Source organism: Noviherbaspirillum pedocola (genome assembly GCF_016632335.1).
GTDB classification, from domain to species: domain Bacteria; phylum Pseudomonadota; class Gammaproteobacteria; order Burkholderiales; family Burkholderiaceae_D; genus Noviherbaspirillum_A; species Noviherbaspirillum_A pedocola.
The window spans coordinates 277,990-293,205 of record NZ_JAEPBG010000003.1; the positions used below are offsets into that span (position 1 = coordinate 277,990).

The 15,216-nt window shown below is 62.6% G+C and carries 16 protein-coding genes; 9 read left to right on the plus strand and 7 right to left on the minus strand.

All coding sequences use genetic code 11. From position 1 onward, the window contains the following. Both JJB74_RS09760 and JJB74_RS09765 read right to left on the minus strand, forming a co-directional pair. Window positions 1–1,494 (minus strand): sensor histidine kinase, encoded by a 1,494-nt coding sequence (locus JJB74_RS09760; RefSeq protein WP_200591660.1) that lies wholly within the window; start codon window positions 1,492–1,494, stop codon window positions 1–3. 12 nt (window positions 1,495–1,506) lie between these two features. Further along, window positions 1,507–2,205, minus strand: a complete 699-nt coding sequence (locus JJB74_RS09765; protein WP_200591661.1) for a response regulator transcription factor — start codon at window positions 2,203–2,205, stop codon at window positions 1,507–1,509. Between the two features lie 307 nt (window positions 2,206–2,512). Here JJB74_RS09765 and recA point away from each other — a divergent pair, with 307 nt between their 5' ends. Further along, the gene (recA, locus tag JJB74_RS09770) at window positions 2,513–3,607 is read left to right on the plus strand and encodes a recombinase RecA (RefSeq protein WP_200591662.1); all 1,095 of its coding nucleotides are present in this window, start codon (window positions 2,513–2,515) and stop codon (window positions 3,605–3,607) included. 154 nt (window positions 3,608–3,761) lie between these two features. Here the strand turns inward: recA and JJB74_RS09775 are convergent, their stop codons facing one another. Both JJB74_RS09775 and JJB74_RS09780 read right to left on the minus strand, forming a co-directional pair. Then, the gene (locus JJB74_RS09775; RefSeq protein ID WP_200591663.1) at window positions 3,762–4,040 is read right to left on the minus strand and encodes a hypothetical protein; all 279 of its coding nucleotides are present in this window, start codon (window positions 4,038–4,040) and stop codon (window positions 3,762–3,764) included. A gap of 14 nt (window positions 4,041–4,054) precedes the next feature. Beyond that, complete coding sequence (locus JJB74_RS09780) at window positions 4,055–4,294, minus strand: hypothetical protein (RefSeq protein WP_200591664.1); 240 nt, start codon at window positions 4,292–4,294, stop codon at window positions 4,055–4,057. Window positions 4,295–4,669: 375 nt separating this feature from the next. On the opposite strand from JJB74_RS09780, the gene JJB74_RS09785 reads away from it, so the two are divergent. The 4 genes from JJB74_RS09785 (at window position 4,670) to JJB74_RS09800 (ending at window position 8,290) form a co-directional block, all read left to right on the plus strand. Further along, window positions 4,670–5,248, plus strand: a complete 579-nt coding sequence (locus JJB74_RS09785; protein WP_200591665.1) for a DUF2889 domain-containing protein — start codon at window positions 4,670–4,672, stop codon at window positions 5,246–5,248. Window positions 5,249–5,298: 50 nt separating this feature from the next. Beyond that, a complete protein-coding gene (gene sucC, locus JJB74_RS09790) occupies window positions 5,299–6,465 on the plus strand; it encodes an ADP-forming succinate--CoA ligase subunit beta (RefSeq protein ID WP_200591666.1) in 1,167 nt (388 codons plus the stop codon). Between the two features lie 34 nt (window positions 6,466–6,499). After that, window positions 6,500–7,381, plus strand: coding sequence for a succinate--CoA ligase subunit alpha (sucD, locus tag JJB74_RS09795; protein ID WP_200591667.1), 882 nt, complete (start codon window positions 6,500–6,502; stop codon window positions 7,379–7,381). Between the two features lie 144 nt (window positions 7,382–7,525). After that, window positions 7,526–8,290 (plus strand): Stp1/IreP family PP2C-type Ser/Thr phosphatase, encoded by a 765-nt coding sequence (locus tag JJB74_RS09800; RefSeq protein ID WP_200591668.1) that lies wholly within the window; start codon window positions 7,526–7,528, stop codon window positions 8,288–8,290. A gap of 24 nt (window positions 8,291–8,314) precedes the next feature. On the opposite strand, the gene JJB74_RS09805 is transcribed toward JJB74_RS09800, so the two are convergent. The 3 genes from JJB74_RS09805 to uraH form a co-directional block, all read right to left on the minus strand. Further along, window positions 8,315–8,833, minus strand: a complete 519-nt coding sequence (locus JJB74_RS09805; protein WP_325170118.1) for a pilin — start codon at window positions 8,831–8,833, stop codon at window positions 8,315–8,317. 263 nt (window positions 8,834–9,096) lie between these two features. Further along, window positions 9,097–10,287: a urate hydroxylase PuuD gene (locus tag JJB74_RS09810; protein WP_200591669.1), complete on the minus strand. Its 1,191-nt coding sequence runs from the start codon at window positions 10,285–10,287 to the stop codon at window positions 9,097–9,099. 27 nt (window positions 10,288–10,314) lie between these two features. Next, complete coding sequence (gene uraH / locus JJB74_RS09815) at window positions 10,315–10,668, minus strand: hydroxyisourate hydrolase (protein ID WP_200591670.1); 354 nt, start codon at window positions 10,666–10,668, stop codon at window positions 10,315–10,317. 245 nt (window positions 10,669–10,913) lie between these two features. Between uraH and JJB74_RS09820 the strand changes: the two genes are divergently transcribed. The 4 genes from JJB74_RS09820 to uraD all read left to right on the plus strand — a co-directional run bounded on the left by JJB74_RS09820 (window position 10,914) and on the right by uraD (window position 14,850). Continuing rightward, window positions 10,914–11,648 carry a GntR family transcriptional regulator gene (locus tag JJB74_RS09820; RefSeq protein ID WP_200591671.1) on the plus strand — a complete coding sequence of 245 codons (735 nt, stop codon included), beginning with the start codon at window positions 10,914–10,916 and terminating at the stop codon, window positions 11,646–11,648. 52 nt (window positions 11,649–11,700) lie between these two features. Then, the gene (locus tag JJB74_RS09825) at window positions 11,701–13,191 is read left to right on the plus strand and encodes a nucleobase:cation symporter-2 family protein (RefSeq protein ID WP_407672303.1); all 1,491 of its coding nucleotides are present in this window, start codon (window positions 11,701–11,703) and stop codon (window positions 13,189–13,191) included. Window positions 13,192–13,215: 24 nt separating this feature from the next. Continuing rightward, the gene (gene puuE, locus JJB74_RS09830) at window positions 13,216–14,160 is read left to right on the plus strand and encodes an allantoinase PuuE (protein ID WP_200591672.1); all 945 of its coding nucleotides are present in this window, start codon (window positions 13,216–13,218) and stop codon (window positions 14,158–14,160) included. Between the two features lie 171 nt (window positions 14,161–14,331). After that, a complete protein-coding gene (gene uraD / locus JJB74_RS09835; protein ID WP_200591673.1) occupies window positions 14,332–14,850 on the plus strand; it encodes a 2-oxo-4-hydroxy-4-carboxy-5-ureidoimidazoline decarboxylase in 519 nt (172 codons plus the stop codon). The last annotated feature ends 366 nt before the right edge of the window (window positions 14,851–15,216 follow it).

Here is a 15,216-nt window from a genome sequence, read left to right on the forward strand (position 1 = left end):
TCAGCTGTAGTCCTCGAGTTGGTCCGGGCGCTGCCGCATCGGTAGCGTCACGCGCAACAGCGTGCCCGGCAGCTTTCTGTCGCGGCACTGCGGATTGGCGAGAATCTCGACCTCGGCGCCATGCTGCTGCGCGATCTCGCGCACGATGGCCAGGCCCAGGCCGCTGCCTTCGGTATGGCTGCCGAGGATGCGGTAGAAGCGTTCGAACACGTGACCGCGCTCGGCCGGCGCAATGCCGGGACCGGTGTCTTCGACTTCCAGTATCGCCAGTTCATGCGGCAAGTCCGCACGCACGCGCACGGTCACGCTGCCGTTGGCCGGGGTATAACGCAAGGCATTGTCGATCAGGTTGCCGAGCAGCTCGCGCAGCATGGTTGGATTGCCCGCCACCAGCAGCGGATGCTCGGGCTGTTCGAAGCCGATATCGATGCCGCGCGCAAAGGCCAGCTGTACCCAGTCGTGCACCACATTGCGCGCCAGTTCGGACAGCTCCACCGGCACGAAGGGCGAGGCCTGCGGCGTCTGGTTTTCCGCGCGCGCCAGCGCCAGCAGCTGATTCACCAGGCGCGTGGCCGATTCGCTGCTCTTGGCCAGTTGCTCGAGCGAGCGATGGATTTCCTCGGCGCTGGTCTGGCGCAGCGCCAGCTCGGACTGCATGCGCATGCCGGCCAGCGGCGTCTTCATCTGGTGCGCCGCATCGGCGATGAAGCGCTTCTGCATCTCGATGCTCTGCGATACCTTTTCCAGCATCGCATTCAGCGAGCCGACCAGCGGCGTGATTTCTTCCGGCACATGGCTGGTATCGATCGGCGACAGGTCTTCGCTGCGGCGCGCGCGCAATTGCCGCTGCAGTTCCGCCAGTGGCGACAGGCCGCGCGACAGCGCAAACCACACCAGCGCCAGGGCCACGGGCAGGATGATGAATTCGGGCAGGATCACGCCTTTGATGATCTGGTTAGCCAGGTCGGCACGCTTGTCCAGGGTTTCGGCAACCTGCACCAGCGCCTGGCGCGGCGCGATGCCGCCTTCCTGCGGCGGCAGGCCGACGTAGACATAGGCGATGCGCACATCGGCATTGCGCATCGTGTCGTAGCGCAGCGTGACGGCCCAGGGCGTGCGGTCCTCATCGTCCACCGGCACAGGCATATCGAGCTCGCCGTCGAGCAATTCGCCGCGCGGCCCCAGCACCTGGTAGCTGACGGCATCGATTTCATCGGCGCGCAGCATGTCGCGCGCCGCCGCCGGCAATCCCACCGCGATGCGGCCGTCGATGAGCTTGACCTGCTGCGCCAGCACCGTGACCTTGTCCTCGAGTTCGCGGTCGAAGGGCTGATTGGCGATGTTCTTCGCGACCAGGTAGGTGATGGCGATGCTCAGCGGCCACAGCAGCAACAGCGGCACCAGCATCCAGTCCAGGATCTCGCCGAACAGCGAGCGCTGCGTGGTTTCCTCGTCTTCCTGTAGAGCCGATGCGGCCTGCGGCGCGCGGTCCATGCGCTACGTCGCTCAGGCTGCCGGCCGCGTCTGACCGGCCGGATCCACGTATTTCTCCAGGCAGTAGCCGAGCCCGCGCACGGTGGCGATGCGCACGCCGCCCGCCTCGATTTTCTTGCGCAGCCGGTGCACATAGACCTCGATGGCGTTATTGCTGACTTCCTCGCCCCAGGAGCACATGTGGTCCACCAATTGCTCCTTCGACACCAGCCGGCCGGTGCGCTGCAGCAGGATTTCCAGCAGGCCGAGCTCGCGCGCGGACAGATCGAGCATCTGTTCGTTCAGGTAAGCGACGCGGCCAACCTGGTCGAAGGCCAGCGGGCCGTGGCGGATCATCGTCGGTCCGCCGCCGACGCCGCGCCGCGTCAGCGCACGCACCCGGGCTTCGAGTTCGGACAGCGCGAAGGGCTTGGCCATGAAATCGTCGGCGCCCAGGTCCAGCCCGCGCACCCGCTGATCGACGGAATCATTGGCGGTCAGTATCAGCACCGGCATGCGCGAATCGCGCAGGCGCAGCCGGCGCAGCACTTCCAGGCCATCCATGCGCGGCAGACCGAGGTCAAGGATCAGCAGGTCGAAATCCTGCACGGAGAGCGCGGCATTGGCTTCCTGGCCATCCTTGACGCAGTCGACCGCATAGCCGGACTGGCGCAGCGAGCGCGTCAATCCATCGGCGAGGACACCGTCATCTTCGGCAAGCAGAATACGCATGGGGGAGTTTTGGCAAATGGTTAAGGGAGTCTATTGGCTTTTCGTTCTACGAACAAGAACGGAAATGGAAAAAAGCGGCTGAATGCTGTAGTGTCCGGTGTCTTGCAATTCGGTGTCCCGGCCGCAAATTCCATGACTCAGGGCCGGCGGAAAACGCGGCAATGCCGCTCCCGAAAACCCCACAGCACCGCCGGTTTCGCTTGCTAAAACCACTGGATTTATGTACAGTATCGGTTCCGCATTTCTCCCCTCAACCGTCGCATCGCGCTGCCACCAGCCGGTCTGACTCCCACGCTGAAAGACATATATGGACGACAAGAAAGCACAAACCGGCTCGGACAAGAGCAAGGCGCTTGCGGCCGCGCTGGCGCAAATCGAGAAGCAGTTCGGCAAGGGCTCCGTCATGCGCATGGCGGACAACTCGCCCGCCGAGGAAGTCCAGGTGGTGTCCACCGGCTCGCTCGGCCTGGACGTTGCGCTCGGTGTCGGCGGCCTGCCGCGCGGACGCATCGTAGAAATCTACGGCCCGGAATCCTCGGGTAAAACCACGCTGACGCTGCAAACCATCGCCGAGATGCAGAAGGTGGGCGGCACCTGCGCCTTCATCGACGCCGAGCATGCGCTGGATGTCGGCTACGCGCAGAAGCTGGGCATCAACCTGTCCGACCTGCTGATCTCGCAGCCGGACACCGGTGAGCAGGCGCTGGAAATCACCGATGCGCTGGTGCGTTCGGGTGGCGTCGACCTGATCGTGGTCGACTCGGTCGCGGCGCTGACCCCGCGTGCGGAAATCGAAGGCGACATGGGCGATTCGCTGCCCGGCCTGCAGGCCCGCCTGATGTCGCAGGCGCTGCGCAAGCTGACCGCGTCGATCAACCGTACCAACACCCTGGTGATCTTCATCAACCAGATCCGCATGAAGATCGGCGTCATGTTCGGCAATCCGGAAACCACCACCGGCGGCAATGCGCTGAAGTTCTATGCGTCCGTGCGCCTGGACATCCGCCGCACCGGCTCGATCAAGTCCGGCGACGAGGTGATCGGTAACGAAACCAAGGTCAAGGTCGTCAAGAACAAGATCGCGCCGCCGTTCAAGGAAGCGCACTTCGACATCCTGTACGGAGAAGGCACGTCGCGTGAAGGCGAGATCATCGACCTCGGCGTGGATGCGAAGATCGTCGAGAAGTCGGGCGCCTGGTACAGCTACAACGGTGAGCGCATCGGCCAGGGCAAGGACAACGCCCGTAACTTCCTGAAGGAGCGTCCGGAGCTGGGACGCGAGATCGAGAACAAGGTGCGCGCTTCGCTGGGCGTGCCGGAAATCCCGGCCGGCAAGGGCGCCGATGGCGCGAAGGCTGCGCGTGAGGCGAAGGAAGCAAAGGAAGTGAACGAAGCGGAGTAAGCGACAAGCGCTTCTTCGGGTAATGAAGTAAGCGGGTCTGCCTTAATGGCAGACCCGCTTTTTTTTATCTTTGTTCATGGATGAGCAACGTGATCGTAAGAGCTGCTTGTTGCCTGACGCTCCGTCTGCGGCACCGATCCGCTTAGAGAAAGTCTTACTGGTTCAATGCCAGGTGCGCTGCGGCATCAAGCAACATGGTTACACCCCGGGCAGGACCGTTTCGCGCCGCCAAAGCCGGGCCAGGGCCATTGAAGTTCGCCGGCGCTACCCGAGCATTGCCCAGATTGACAAGCAGGGCGGCGTATTGCGCTTGGCGATGCACCACCGGTGCCTGTTGAGGTCCATTTCCAGTCTGGACCTGTTGCCCTTCATCGGTGGCTTGAGTGTGTTGCTGATGGACAGGCGCAGTCACGCCATGTTGATCGATACGCATGTTGAGTTGAATTTTCAGGATGGAAAAAAGCTCGGAGGCGCAATAGCGTTGTCGCCACTCTGATAACGCCCTGGATGGCGAGCAAACGAGCCGCTCAGGCGCATCTGTAGCTGTTCGATGATGGAAAGTTCAGTGTGCATACGGTCATTTGCTTTGCTGCCGCGATGCACGCGGTGCGCGCGAAGTCTGCATGCGCGGTTTTGCTTCAGGCGGGTCGTCAGCGACAAGCCGGCTGCCTGCGAAATTTTGACCATGTCGTCCCTCTCAGGCGCCACAGAATGGTCGCCGTCGCCGCGAAGAGGATGTCACGCTTGGCAAGACTTCTGCCCAAGGGTTCGAAACGACTGCAAAGCCGCTTCCAGTCGCTTGCGCGCTGCTTGCCGCTCAACGAGGTTGGCTTCTGGGTTTCAATCTGATAAGACTCGGCGGCCGCCGCTGCGAATCGAGTCTTGCCCGAATTACCTCGATGCCATCCCGACACTCCGCTTGCTAAAGCGGCCACAAGCTGTGCTACACTCTCCCGGTTTTTTTGCTAACGCCGCAGGAGCGGCCGCTGTCGCAGAAGCTGTGACAGTAACGCGCAAATGCGGCATATCCATGCTTCGCCGCTCCCTGGCACCCGTGTCTTTATGCCCCTGCCAAATTCCCCCGTTCGTCGCGAGAAGAAACACACCCGCGCCATCCGCATCGATGCCTATGCGCGCGAAGACGGACTATGGGATATCGATGCCAACATCTCCGATGTGAAAACCCGCGACGTCCATGCCGCGGCAGGCGTGCGTGTCGCTGGTGAACCCATCCACGACCTGTGGCTGCGCCTGACCATCGACACCAGCATGCAGATCGTCGATGTCGCCGCCGTTTCCGATTCCACGCCGTACCCCGGCCATTGCGACACCATCGGTCCCGACTACCGCAAGCTCATCGGCCTGAATCTGATGCAGGGTTTTCGCTACGAGGTAAAGCAGCGCATGGGCGGCATTGCCGGCTGCACGCATCTTTCCGAGCTCGCCACCATCCTGCCGACGGCGGCGGTGCAGGCATTCGCCGGCGACGTGATCCCGGTGCGCGGCGAGGCGGGCGCGGACGGCCAGGCAATCAAACCGTTTCAACTCGACCGCTGCCATGCCTTGCGCACCGATGGCGCCGCGGTCGCGCAGTTCTATCCGCGCTGGGCAACGGCCCGGCCAACCAAATCCACCACTTGATCAACCGGCTGCAAGCAGCCAACCACATCAGCGTTTGAAGGGAAGCTCGCATGAAAATCCATGAGTACCAGGGTAAAGAAATCCTCCGCAAATTCGGAGTGACCGTTCCACGCGGCATCCCGTGCATGAGCGTTGAGGAAGCTGTCAAGGCCGCCGAAACCCTCGGCGGTCCGGTATGGGTCGTCAAGGCACAGATCCACGCCGGCGGCCGCGGCAAGGGCGGCGGCGTCAAGGTTGCCAAGTCCATCGACCAGGTGCGCGAATACGCGAACGCCATCATGGGCATGCAGCTCATCACCCACCAGACCGGCCCGGAAGGCCAGAAGGTGCGCCGCCTGATGATTGAAGAAGGCGCGGACATCAAGAAGGAACTGTATGTTTCGATGGTCACCGACCGCGTCAGCCAGCGCGTCGTGCTGATGGCTTCCAGCGAAGGCGGCATGGACATCGAGGAAGTCGCCGAGAAGCATCCGGAGCTGATCCACAAGGTGGCGATCGATCCGGCGATCGGCCTGACCGACAAGGACGCCGACGACATCGCTGCCAAGATCGGCATCCCGGCAGCATCGATCCCCGCCGCGCGCGCGAACCTGCAGGGCCTGTACAAGGCTTACTGGGAAACCGACGCCTCGCTGGCCGAGATCAACCCGCTGATCGTGACCGGCGACGGCAAGGTGATCGCGCTCGACGCCAAGTTCAACTTCGACTCCAACGCGCTGTTCCGTCATCCGGAAATTGTCGCCTACCGCGACCTGGATGAAGAGGATCCGGCCGAAGTCGAGGCTTCCAAGTTCGACCTGGCTTACATCTCCCTGGACGGCAATATCGGCTGCCTGGTGAACGGCGCCGGCCTGGCAATGGCCACCATGGACACCATCAAGCTGTTCGGCGGCGAGCCGGCCAACTTCCTGGACGTGGGCGGCGGCGCGACCGCGGAGAAGGTCACCGAAGCCTTCAAGATCATGTTGAAGAACCCGGGCCTGAAAGCCATCCTGGTCAACATCTTCGGCGGCATCATGCGCTGCGACGTGATCGCCGAAGGCGTGATCACCGCTTCCAAGGCGGTGTCGCTGTCGGTGCCGCTGGTGGTGCGCATGAAGGGCACCAACGAAGAGCTGGGCAAGAAGATGCTGGCCGAATCCGGCCTGCCCATCATCGCCGCCGACACCATGGAAGAAGCCGCGCAAAAGGTTGTCGCTGCGGCCAACGGCAAATAACGGTCAATCACGAATACGCGCAGAAGGAAACACAATGTCCATTCTCATCAATAAAGACACCAAGGTCGTCACCCAGGGCATCACCGGCAAGACCGGCCAGTTCCATACCCGCATGTGCCGGGAGTATGCCAACGGCAAGAACTGCTTCGTCGCCGGCGTGAACCCGAAGAAGGCTGGCGAAGACTTCGAAGGCATCCCCATCTTCGCGAACGTGAAGGAAGCCAAGGCCCAGACCGGTGCCAACGTTTCCGTGATCTACGTGCCGCCCGCGGGCGCCGCTGCTGCGATCTGGGAAGCCGTGGAAGCCGAGCTGGACCTGGCGATCTGCATCACCGAAGGCATCCCCGTGCGCGACATGATGGAAGTGAAGGACCGCATGGCCAAGTCCGGCAGCAAGACCCTGCTGCTGGGACCGAACTGCCCGGGCCTGATCACGCCGGATGAGATCAAGATCGGCATCATGCCGGGCCACATCCACAAGAAGGGCCGCATCGGCGTCGTGTCGCGTTCGGGCACGCTGACCTATGAAGCCGTGGGCCAGCTGACCGCGCTGGGCCTGGGCCAGTCCTCGGCAGTGGGCATCGGCGGCGACCCGATCAACGGCCTGAAGCACATCGACGTAATGAAGATGTTCAATGACGATCCGGACACCGATGCGGTGATCATGATCGGCGAGATCGGCGGTCCGGACGAAGCCAACGCGGCTTACTGGATCAAGGACAACATGAAGAAGCCGGTGGTTGGCTTCATCGCTGGCGTGACCGCGCCTCCGGGCAAGCGCATGGGCCATGCCGGCGCGCTGATCTCCGGCGGCGCCGACACCGCGGAAGCGAAGCTGGAAATCATGGAAGCCTGCGGCATCAAGGTCACCCGCAATCCTTCGGAAATGGGTCGCCTGCTGAAGTCGATTCTGTAATCACGCGTGATTCGATCCCGCTTCGGTGGGAACGGTGAAACGGGGAGCTGAGGCTCCCCGTTTTTCTTGCCGGCTCACCGTTCTTTTATTTCCTCTTTGGCATCGCAGGCGCTATATTGGCGCGACTCCCCAAGCCTGCCCGCGATGAACCATTCCTTTCATTACGAATTCGCCGCCGCCACCGACACCGGCCGGGTGCGCTCACACAACGAAGATGCGGTCGCCATCGTGCCGCATTGCGGCCTGGCGGTGCTGGCCGATGGCATGGGTGGTTATGCGGCTGGCGAAGTGGCGAGCGATATCGCGGTGTCGGTGATACGCGATGTGGTCGAGCAGCGCTTCCTCCGCGGGCCGGTGACGGTCGATACCTTGTGGGAAGTGCTGGTCGATGCGGCGCTGGAAGCGAATGAAGCCATCCTCGCGGCAGCGGTTGATGAACCGTCGTTGCGCGGCATGGGTGCGACGCTGGTGGCCGGCCTGTTCGGGGAAGACCGCGTGGCTATTGCGCATGCCGGTGATGCGCGCGCATACCGGCTGCGCGACGGCGTGCTGACCGCGCTGACGAAGGATCATTCAGTGGTGCAGGAAAAGATCGATGCCGGGCTGCTGTCAGTGGAAGAGGCGAGGCATTCGAAGATACGCAACCTGGTCACGCGTGCGCTGGGTGTGGATGTGGAGCTGACTGTCGAGGCGCATGAGCATCGAGTGGAAGAGGGCGACTTGTACCTGTTCTGCTCGGATGGACTGCACGACATGCTGGGCGATGACGAGATCGCGGAATTGCTGGCGTCGGATGTGAGCTTGGAAGAGTTATGCCGGGGGTTGATTTGCGCCGCCAATGAGGCTGGCGGCGCGGATAACGTGTCGGTTGTCCTTGTGTCTAGCTTGCTGGCTTGTGACGTGGCCTAAGCTGTCGGCTCAACGCAATGTGGCTTAGCCTCCTGCGCCAGTGGTGCCGGTGGTGCCACTATTGTTTGTTGTGTTATTTCCTCCTGCGGCTCCGCTGCAACCCGTGGGTTGGTACTTGGTATCCACGCTGGTTACGCAGGCATATTGACCACTGGCGTCCCGGTTGATCTGGATATAGGCGCTAGCGCCCAATGAAGGTCCGGGATTGTTGATGTCGCATTTGATGGCTGGTGTAGCGGCGCCCGAGGTGGTGTTTGGAGCAGTAACGGTAATCAGTTTGCAATTGCCCGTTGATGAGGGCAGGCCGATTGTGGTGAGGTCGACAGTCTTTCCATCGACAAAGGCCGCCTCATATCCGATCTTTCCCGAAGAGATATCCGAATAGGCTGCTCCCATTTTTGCTTTCGCTACATAGTTCTGATAACTCGGTATCGCCACCGCCGCCAGGATGCCAATGATCGCCACCACGATCATCAATTCAATCAAGGTAAAACCACCCACCCCACGCATCGCCGCCATCCGGCGTTTTCTGCTGATCCGCATCGTTCTTTCTCCCTGTGGTTGAGTCAAACAGTGAAACTGCGGGAGGGCACATTGCAGAACGCATGCCATGCGTTTCGGCGTGGAAAGATAGGGTGAAAATTGCTACAGGAGAAAATTTCTTACGTTGCGCGTCAACGAGGGTGACGCAATTTGTCAGTTGATGACCTTTGTTGTCGGGGTATGTGTAGGGTGGGCAAACAAAACGGCCGGGACTTCCACCGAAGCCCCGGCCGTTCATCAGCCCATCGATCAAGCGCTAAGTCTTACTTCGCACCACCCTCGAACCACTTCGCAATCAGCGCCCGCTCGTCATCGGTAATGCCGGTCACATTCCCGAGCGGCATCGCCTTCTGCACCACCACCTGCTGATAGATCAGCTGCGCATGGCTGCGGATCGCTTCCGGCCCTTCGAGCACGATGCCCTTGGCCGGCGTCGGCATCATCGTCGGTTTCGCGCCATGGCATTGCACGCAGCGCGCCTCGACCACCTTCTGCACCTGCCCGACATCCACGCCCGCCGCCGCCGCGCCAGCCGGCGCCGCCGCTTGCTGCGCCGGTGCCAGCCACGCGATCACGCCGACCAGGATCGCGATCGCCGCCGCCGGATACGCGACATTGATCTTGCCCTTGTGCTTCAACAGGAAGAACTGACGGATCAATACGCCAGCCACCATGATCAGCACCAGCACCAGCCAGTTGTGCTTGTGGCTGTAGGTCATGCTGTAGTGGTTGGACAGCATCGCGAACAGCACCGGCAGCGTGAAGTAGGTGTTGTGCACGCTGCGCTGCTTGCCGCGCTGGCCGTGGATCGGATCGACCGGCTGGCCAGCCTTCATCGCCGCCACCACCTTGCGCTGGCCCGGGATGATCCAGAAGAACACGTTCGCGCTCATGATGGTCGCGATCATCGCGCCCATGATCAGAAAAGCAGCGCGACCCGAGAACAGATGGCAGGCGCCATAGGCCGCGGCGACCACATACAGCACCACCAGCACCGCCAGCAGCTTTTCCTGCTTGCGCAGCACGCGGCACAGCGTGTCATACACCAGCCAGCCCAGCACCAGAAACCCCAATGCCGCCACGACCGCGACCGTCGGCGAGATATTGGCCACGTTCGGATCGATCAAAAATACCTTCGGATTGAACAGGTACAGCACCGAGAACAAGCCGAAACCCGACAGCCAGGTGCTGTACGACTCCCAGTAGAACCAATGCAGATCCTCGGGCAGGCTCGGCGGCGCGCCCAGGTATTTCTGCGGATTGTAGAAGCCGCCGCCATGCACGGCCCAGAGTTCGCCGCCCACGCCGCGGTCCTTCAGCTCGCGGCTCACCGGCGGCCGCAGGCTGTTGTCCAGCCAGACGAAATAAAACGAGGAACCGATCCACGCGATCGCCACGATCACATGCAGCCAGCGCAGCAGCAGATTGGCCCAGTCAAGCAGATAACCTTCCATCTCATGTCTCCTTCATTGCGTCGCGGTTCAGCTGCCGCGATAAGTCGAATAGCTCCACGGGCTCGCCACCAGCGGCACATGGTAGTGCTTGCTCGCATCGGCTACGCCGAAGCGCAGGGTCACCACATCGAGAAAGTTCGGCTGCGGCAGGTCCACGCCAAGCTTTCTGAAATAGGCGCCGAGCGCGAAGTCCAGCTCGTACACGCCCTCGGTGAATGCCGCGCCTTCCAGCAGCGGGCCATCGCAGCGGCCATCGTCGTTGGTGGTCTTCGACACCAGGTGTTGACGCTGATTGTCGACAATTTTGTACAGGGATAGTTCGATGCCATGTCCCGGCCGGCCATGGGCGGTATCGAGGACGTGCGTCGTCAAACGGCTCATCTTTGCTCCATCAATTTGTCAGGGATAGGGAACCGCGACCTGAGCGGTCACGGGGTCGGGCGGGACGTATCTCTGCGTGGAGACTGCATTCACCCGGAGAGGTTGAACAAGGGAGGTGCAACAAAAAGGGTTGCGACAAAAACCCAAATAAATTGTTGACAATCCTAGCGGTGGCCGGCATCCTCGTCAACATCGTTTTTCAGCCTTTCACCTGCTTCCCTCAACCCTCTCAACCAGGCGCAAGCATGAGCATACGTCCCAGACTGGTCGCCAATAACGACGCGGCCCCGGAAGTCCCGCTTGAAGAGCGCATGTATCTCGAGATTTACGACGCCATCATGGAGCACCGCCTGCCCGCCGGCACCAAGCTGGCCGAGCAGACGCTTGCCGAGATCTATGGCGTGGCGCGCCATCCGGTGCGCAAGGTGCTGTCGCGGCTTGCAGCCGATGGCCTGGTCGATCTCGAGCCGAATCGCGGCGCCTTCATCGCCAGCCCGAGTGAACAGGAAGCGCACGACATGTTCGACCTGCGCCAGACCCTCGAAGGCCGCGTGGTGCAGCAGGCCGCGCAGGCGGGCGAGGCTGCCGACTTCAAGCGCCTGCGCGCCATGATCGCGCGCGAACGCGATGCCTACATGCAGGGCAACCGGCCGCAATGGATAAGGCTCTCCGCGGAATTCCATATCGAGCTGGCCAAGCTTTCCGGCAATACGCTCGTGGTCGACCTGCTGCGGCGCCTGGTGTCGCGCTCCACGCTGCTGTTGTCCACGCCGGAAGCCAGCGGCCATCAGCCGTGTTCCTTCGATGAGCACCTGGCCGTGGTTGAAGCGCTGGAACAGAAGGACGAAGCGCTGGCGCAGGAACGCATGATGCGGCATCTCGATCAATGCGCATGTCGCATGAGCGATGGCACAAGCAGACGCTTCGATCTGCGCGCCGCGCTCGGACGGGCCGGCAACAAGCCCGTCGGCAATTCATAACCAATATAAAAAAACAAGATCCATCCATCCCGAGCAGCAATACGGAGACAACATGACCCCCAGCCATACCAATACCATGGCCGCGCCGCCGGCCGAGGAAAGCCAACGCAACGATGCCGTGGAGACGCCCGCAAACGACATGCCGTCGGCCGTGGAACAGCGCCTGCCCGCCATCAAGCTCTTCACCCTGGGACTGCAGCACGTGCTGGTGATGTATGCCGGCGCCATTGCCGTGCCCCTGATCGTCGGCCGCGCCTTGAAGCTGCAGCCCGAGCAGGTGGCCGCGCTGATCAGCGCCGACCTGTTCTGCTGCGGCCTGGTGACGCTGATCCAGTCCTTCGGCCTGGGACGCTTCATCGGCATCCGCATGCCGGTGATGATGGGCGTGACCTTCGCGTCGGTGAGCCCGATGCTGGCCATGGCCGCGAATCCCTCGCTGGGCGTGACCGGCATCTTCGGCGCCGTCATCGGCGCGGGCCTGTTGTCGCTGCTGCTGGTGCCCGTCATCAGCCGGGTGCTGAAGCTGTTCCCGCCCATCGTCACGGGCAGCGTGATCGCGGTGATCGGCATCACGCTCATGCGCGTGGGCGTGAACTGGGCCATGGGCGGCACGCCGAACATGGCAAAAGTCGCCAATCCCGCCTGGAGCGGCGCGGGCCCGGCGCCCATGGTGCCCAACCCTTCCTATGCAGCGCTGGACAATCTCGGCATTGCGCTGTTCGTGCTGGTGGTGATCCTGCTGGTGACCAAGTACGGCAAGGGCTTTTTGTGCAACATCGCCGTGCTCACCGGCATCGTGGCCGGCACGGCGCTGGCCTGGATGCTGGGCAAGGTCAGCTTCGCCAAGGTGGCAGCGGCCAAGGGCTTCGCCCTGGTGACGCCGTTCCAGTTCGGCATGCCGACCTTCGATGTCTTCGCCATCCTCACCATGACGCTGGTGATGCTGGTGGTGATGATCGAATCCACCGGCATGTTCCTCGCTCTGGGCGAGCTGGTGGGCAAGCGCGTGTCGCAACAGGACATCAGCCGCGGGCTGCGCGCCGACGCGCTGGGCACCATGATAGGCGGCATCTTCAACACCTTTCCGTACACCTCGTTCTCGCAGAACGTTGGCCTGATCGGCGTCACCGGCGTCAAGAGCCGCTGGGTCTGCGTGGCTGCCGGCGTGATCCTGATGGTGATGGGCGTTCTGCCCAAGATCGCGCAGGCCGCCGAAGCGGTGCCGCAATTCGTGCTCGGCGGCGCGGGGCTGGTGATGTTCGGCATGGTCGCCGCCACCGGCATCCGCATCCTCTCCGGCGTGGACTACCGCAACAACCGGCACAACCAGTTCATCGTCGCGCTGTCCATCGGCTTCGGCATGCTGCCCATGGTGGCGGACGACTGGGCGCAGCACATGCCCAAGGCGATGTCCTCGCTGCTGCACAGCGGCATCCTGCTGGCGGCGCTGTCTGCGGTGCTGCTGAACCTGTACTTCAACGGCCTGGCTTCCGACGAGGAAGCGCAGCATGCGGCCAAGGCCAACACCCATGGCTGCGAATAACCGGCAAATCTGAAACGGACCACCATGCACAAGAAAGACGCCTATCCCCGCGACCTCATCGGCTACGGCCGCGATGTTCCCCATGCCCGCTGGCCCGGCGGCGCGCGCATCGCGCTGCAGTTCGTGCTGAACTATGAAGAGGGCGGGGAGAACAATGTGCTGCACGGCGACGCCGGCTCCGAGCAGTTCCTGTCCGAGATCGTCGGCGCGGCATCGTATGCCGACCGGCACATGTCGATGGAATCGATCTACGAATACGGCTCGCGCGCCGGCGTCTGGCGCATCCTGCGCGAATTCGAATCGCGCGGCCTGCCGCTGACGGTGTTCGGCGTGGCCATGGCGATGCAGCGCCACCCGGAGCTGACCGATGCCTTCGTCGAACTCGGCCACGAGATCGCCTGCCACGGCCTGCGCTGGATCCATTACCAGCACATCGACGAAGACACCGAGCGCCGCCACATGCGCGAAGCCATCGCCATCTTCCGCGAACTGACCGGCGCGGCTCCGCTGGGCTGGTACACCGGCCGCGATTCGCCGAACACAAGGCGACTCGTCGTCGAGCATGGCGGCTTCGCCTACGACTCGGATTACTACGGCGACGACCTGCCGTTCTGGACCGAGGTCGCAACCAGCGACAACAGGCGCAAGCCGCACCTGGTGGTGCCGTACACGCTGGACGCCAACGACATGCGCTTTGCCACGCCGCAGGGCTTCAACACCGGCGAGCAATTCTTCCAGTACCTGAAGGACAGCTTCGACGTGCTGTACGCCGAGGGCGATCCGCAGGGACAGGACCGTCCGAAGATGCTGTCCATCGGCATGCATTGCCGCCTGCTCGGCCGCCCGGGTCGCTTCCGCGCGCTGCAGCGCTTCCTCGATTACGTGCAGTCGCATGAGGGGGTGTGGATCTGCCGGCGCATCGATATCGCTAAGCATTGGATGGAAACGCATCCGTATCAGAAACCGTAGGTTGGGCTGACGAAGGAAGCCCAACATGCCCGCGGACCGCGGGCGTTTGATGTTGGGCTTGGCAGCCCAACCTACGAAGGAAGCCCAACAAGCCGGCAATCCGCAGGCGCCCGATGTTGGGCTTGGCAGCCCAACCTACGCAATGCCGCCCATCAAAACCCAAGCTCAACCATGACCGACAAACTCACCCTCACCGCATTGAACACGATGTCCCCGGCGGACTTCACCGCGCGCCTCGGCGCCATCTTCGAGCACTCGCCCTGGGTCGCGGAACGCGCCAGCGCGCGCCGCCCTTTCGCCAGCGTCGCGCAACTGCATGCGGCGATGGCCGATGTCGTGCGCGGCGCAAGCGAAGAAGAGCGCCTGCGCCTCATCCGCGCCCACCCGGAACTTGCCGGCCGCGCCGCGGTGCGCGGCGAACTCACCGAGGAATCGACGCGCGAGCAGAAGGGCGCGGGCCTGGATCAATGCAGCCCGGAGGAATTCGAGCGCATGCAGGACCTGAACCGGCGCTACAACGAAAAATTCGGCTTTCCGTTCGTGATCGCGGTCAAGGGCCACAACCGGCACAGCATCCTCGAAAACTTTGCGCGGCGGCTGGAAAACGCGCCCGACGTGGAAGCGGCGGAATGCATCGAGCAGATCATTCGCATCGGCGGCTTCAGGCTGGTGGACGCGGTGGCGGAGTAGGCTAGGCGCGCAGCCGCGGCCGCAGCCCCAATCGCTGATGTTGGCCTGGGGTGACAGCAACACGCGCGCTGCCGCCACCGGCAAGATCCCGTGTGTGCCTCCTTCCCAGAACCTCGTCGAGTAAGCGCTTCACCAACGCCTTCGTCCTTAATTGCCGCCAATCCTGGCTCCTAACTTCGTCGACATCTCCGCACGAGCCCCGCCACAAGCATGCCTGCAACAAGCCTTCGCCAAGCCGAACATCGACGCAATGACCGCTAGCCCAAGCGGTCCTGCGCGGCCACCGCCCTAAGTTCTTTCCCTATCCCGTTTCGCCGCAAACATTCCAGCGGGAACTTGTTTTGCCCCTGCAATGAAGCCAGCATC

Excerpts from the sequence above, each read along its gene's own strand:
- JJB74_RS09760 (WP_200591660.1), bottom strand. The coding sequence starts at position 1,494 with ATGGACCGCGCGCCGCAGGCCGCATCGGCTCTACAGGAAGACGAGGAA.
- JJB74_RS09765 (WP_200591661.1), bottom strand. The coding sequence starts at position 2,205 with ATGCGTATTCTGCTTGCCGAAGATGACGGTGTCCTCGCCGATGGATTG.
- recA (WP_200591662.1), top strand. The coding sequence starts at position 2,513 with ATGGACGACAAGAAAGCACAAACCGGCTCGGACAAGAGCAAGGCGCTT.
- JJB74_RS09775 (WP_200591663.1), bottom strand. The coding sequence starts at position 4,040 with ATGCGTATCGATCAACATGGCGTGACTGCGCCTGTCCATCAGCAACAC.
- JJB74_RS09780 (WP_200591664.1), bottom strand. The coding sequence starts at position 4,294 with ATGGTCAAAATTTCGCAGGCAGCCGGCTTGTCGCTGACGACCCGCCTG.
- JJB74_RS09785 (WP_200591665.1), top strand. The coding sequence starts at position 4,670 with ATGCCCCTGCCAAATTCCCCCGTTCGTCGCGAGAAGAAACACACCCGC.
- sucC (WP_200591666.1), top strand. The coding sequence starts at position 5,299 with ATGAAAATCCATGAGTACCAGGGTAAAGAAATCCTCCGCAAATTCGGA.
- sucD (WP_200591667.1), top strand. The coding sequence starts at position 6,500 with ATGTCCATTCTCATCAATAAAGACACCAAGGTCGTCACCCAGGGCATC.
- JJB74_RS09800 (WP_200591668.1), top strand. The coding sequence starts at position 7,526 with ATGAACCATTCCTTTCATTACGAATTCGCCGCCGCCACCGACACCGGC.
- JJB74_RS09805 (WP_325170118.1), bottom strand. The coding sequence starts at position 8,833 with ATGCGGATCAGCAGAAAACGCCGGATGGCGGCGATGCGTGGGGTGGGT.
- JJB74_RS09810 (WP_200591669.1), bottom strand. The coding sequence starts at position 10,287 with ATGGAAGGTTATCTGCTTGACTGGGCCAATCTGCTGCTGCGCTGGCTG.
- uraH (WP_200591670.1), bottom strand. The coding sequence starts at position 10,668 with ATGAGCCGTTTGACGACGCACGTCCTCGATACCGCCCATGGCCGGCCG.
- JJB74_RS09820 (WP_200591671.1), top strand. The coding sequence starts at position 10,914 with ATGAGCATACGTCCCAGACTGGTCGCCAATAACGACGCGGCCCCGGAA.
- JJB74_RS09825 (WP_407672303.1), top strand. The coding sequence starts at position 11,701 with ATGACCCCCAGCCATACCAATACCATGGCCGCGCCGCCGGCCGAGGAA.
- puuE (WP_200591672.1), top strand. The coding sequence starts at position 13,216 with ATGCACAAGAAAGACGCCTATCCCCGCGACCTCATCGGCTACGGCCGC.
- uraD (WP_200591673.1), top strand. The coding sequence starts at position 14,332 with ATGACCGACAAACTCACCCTCACCGCATTGAACACGATGTCCCCGGCG.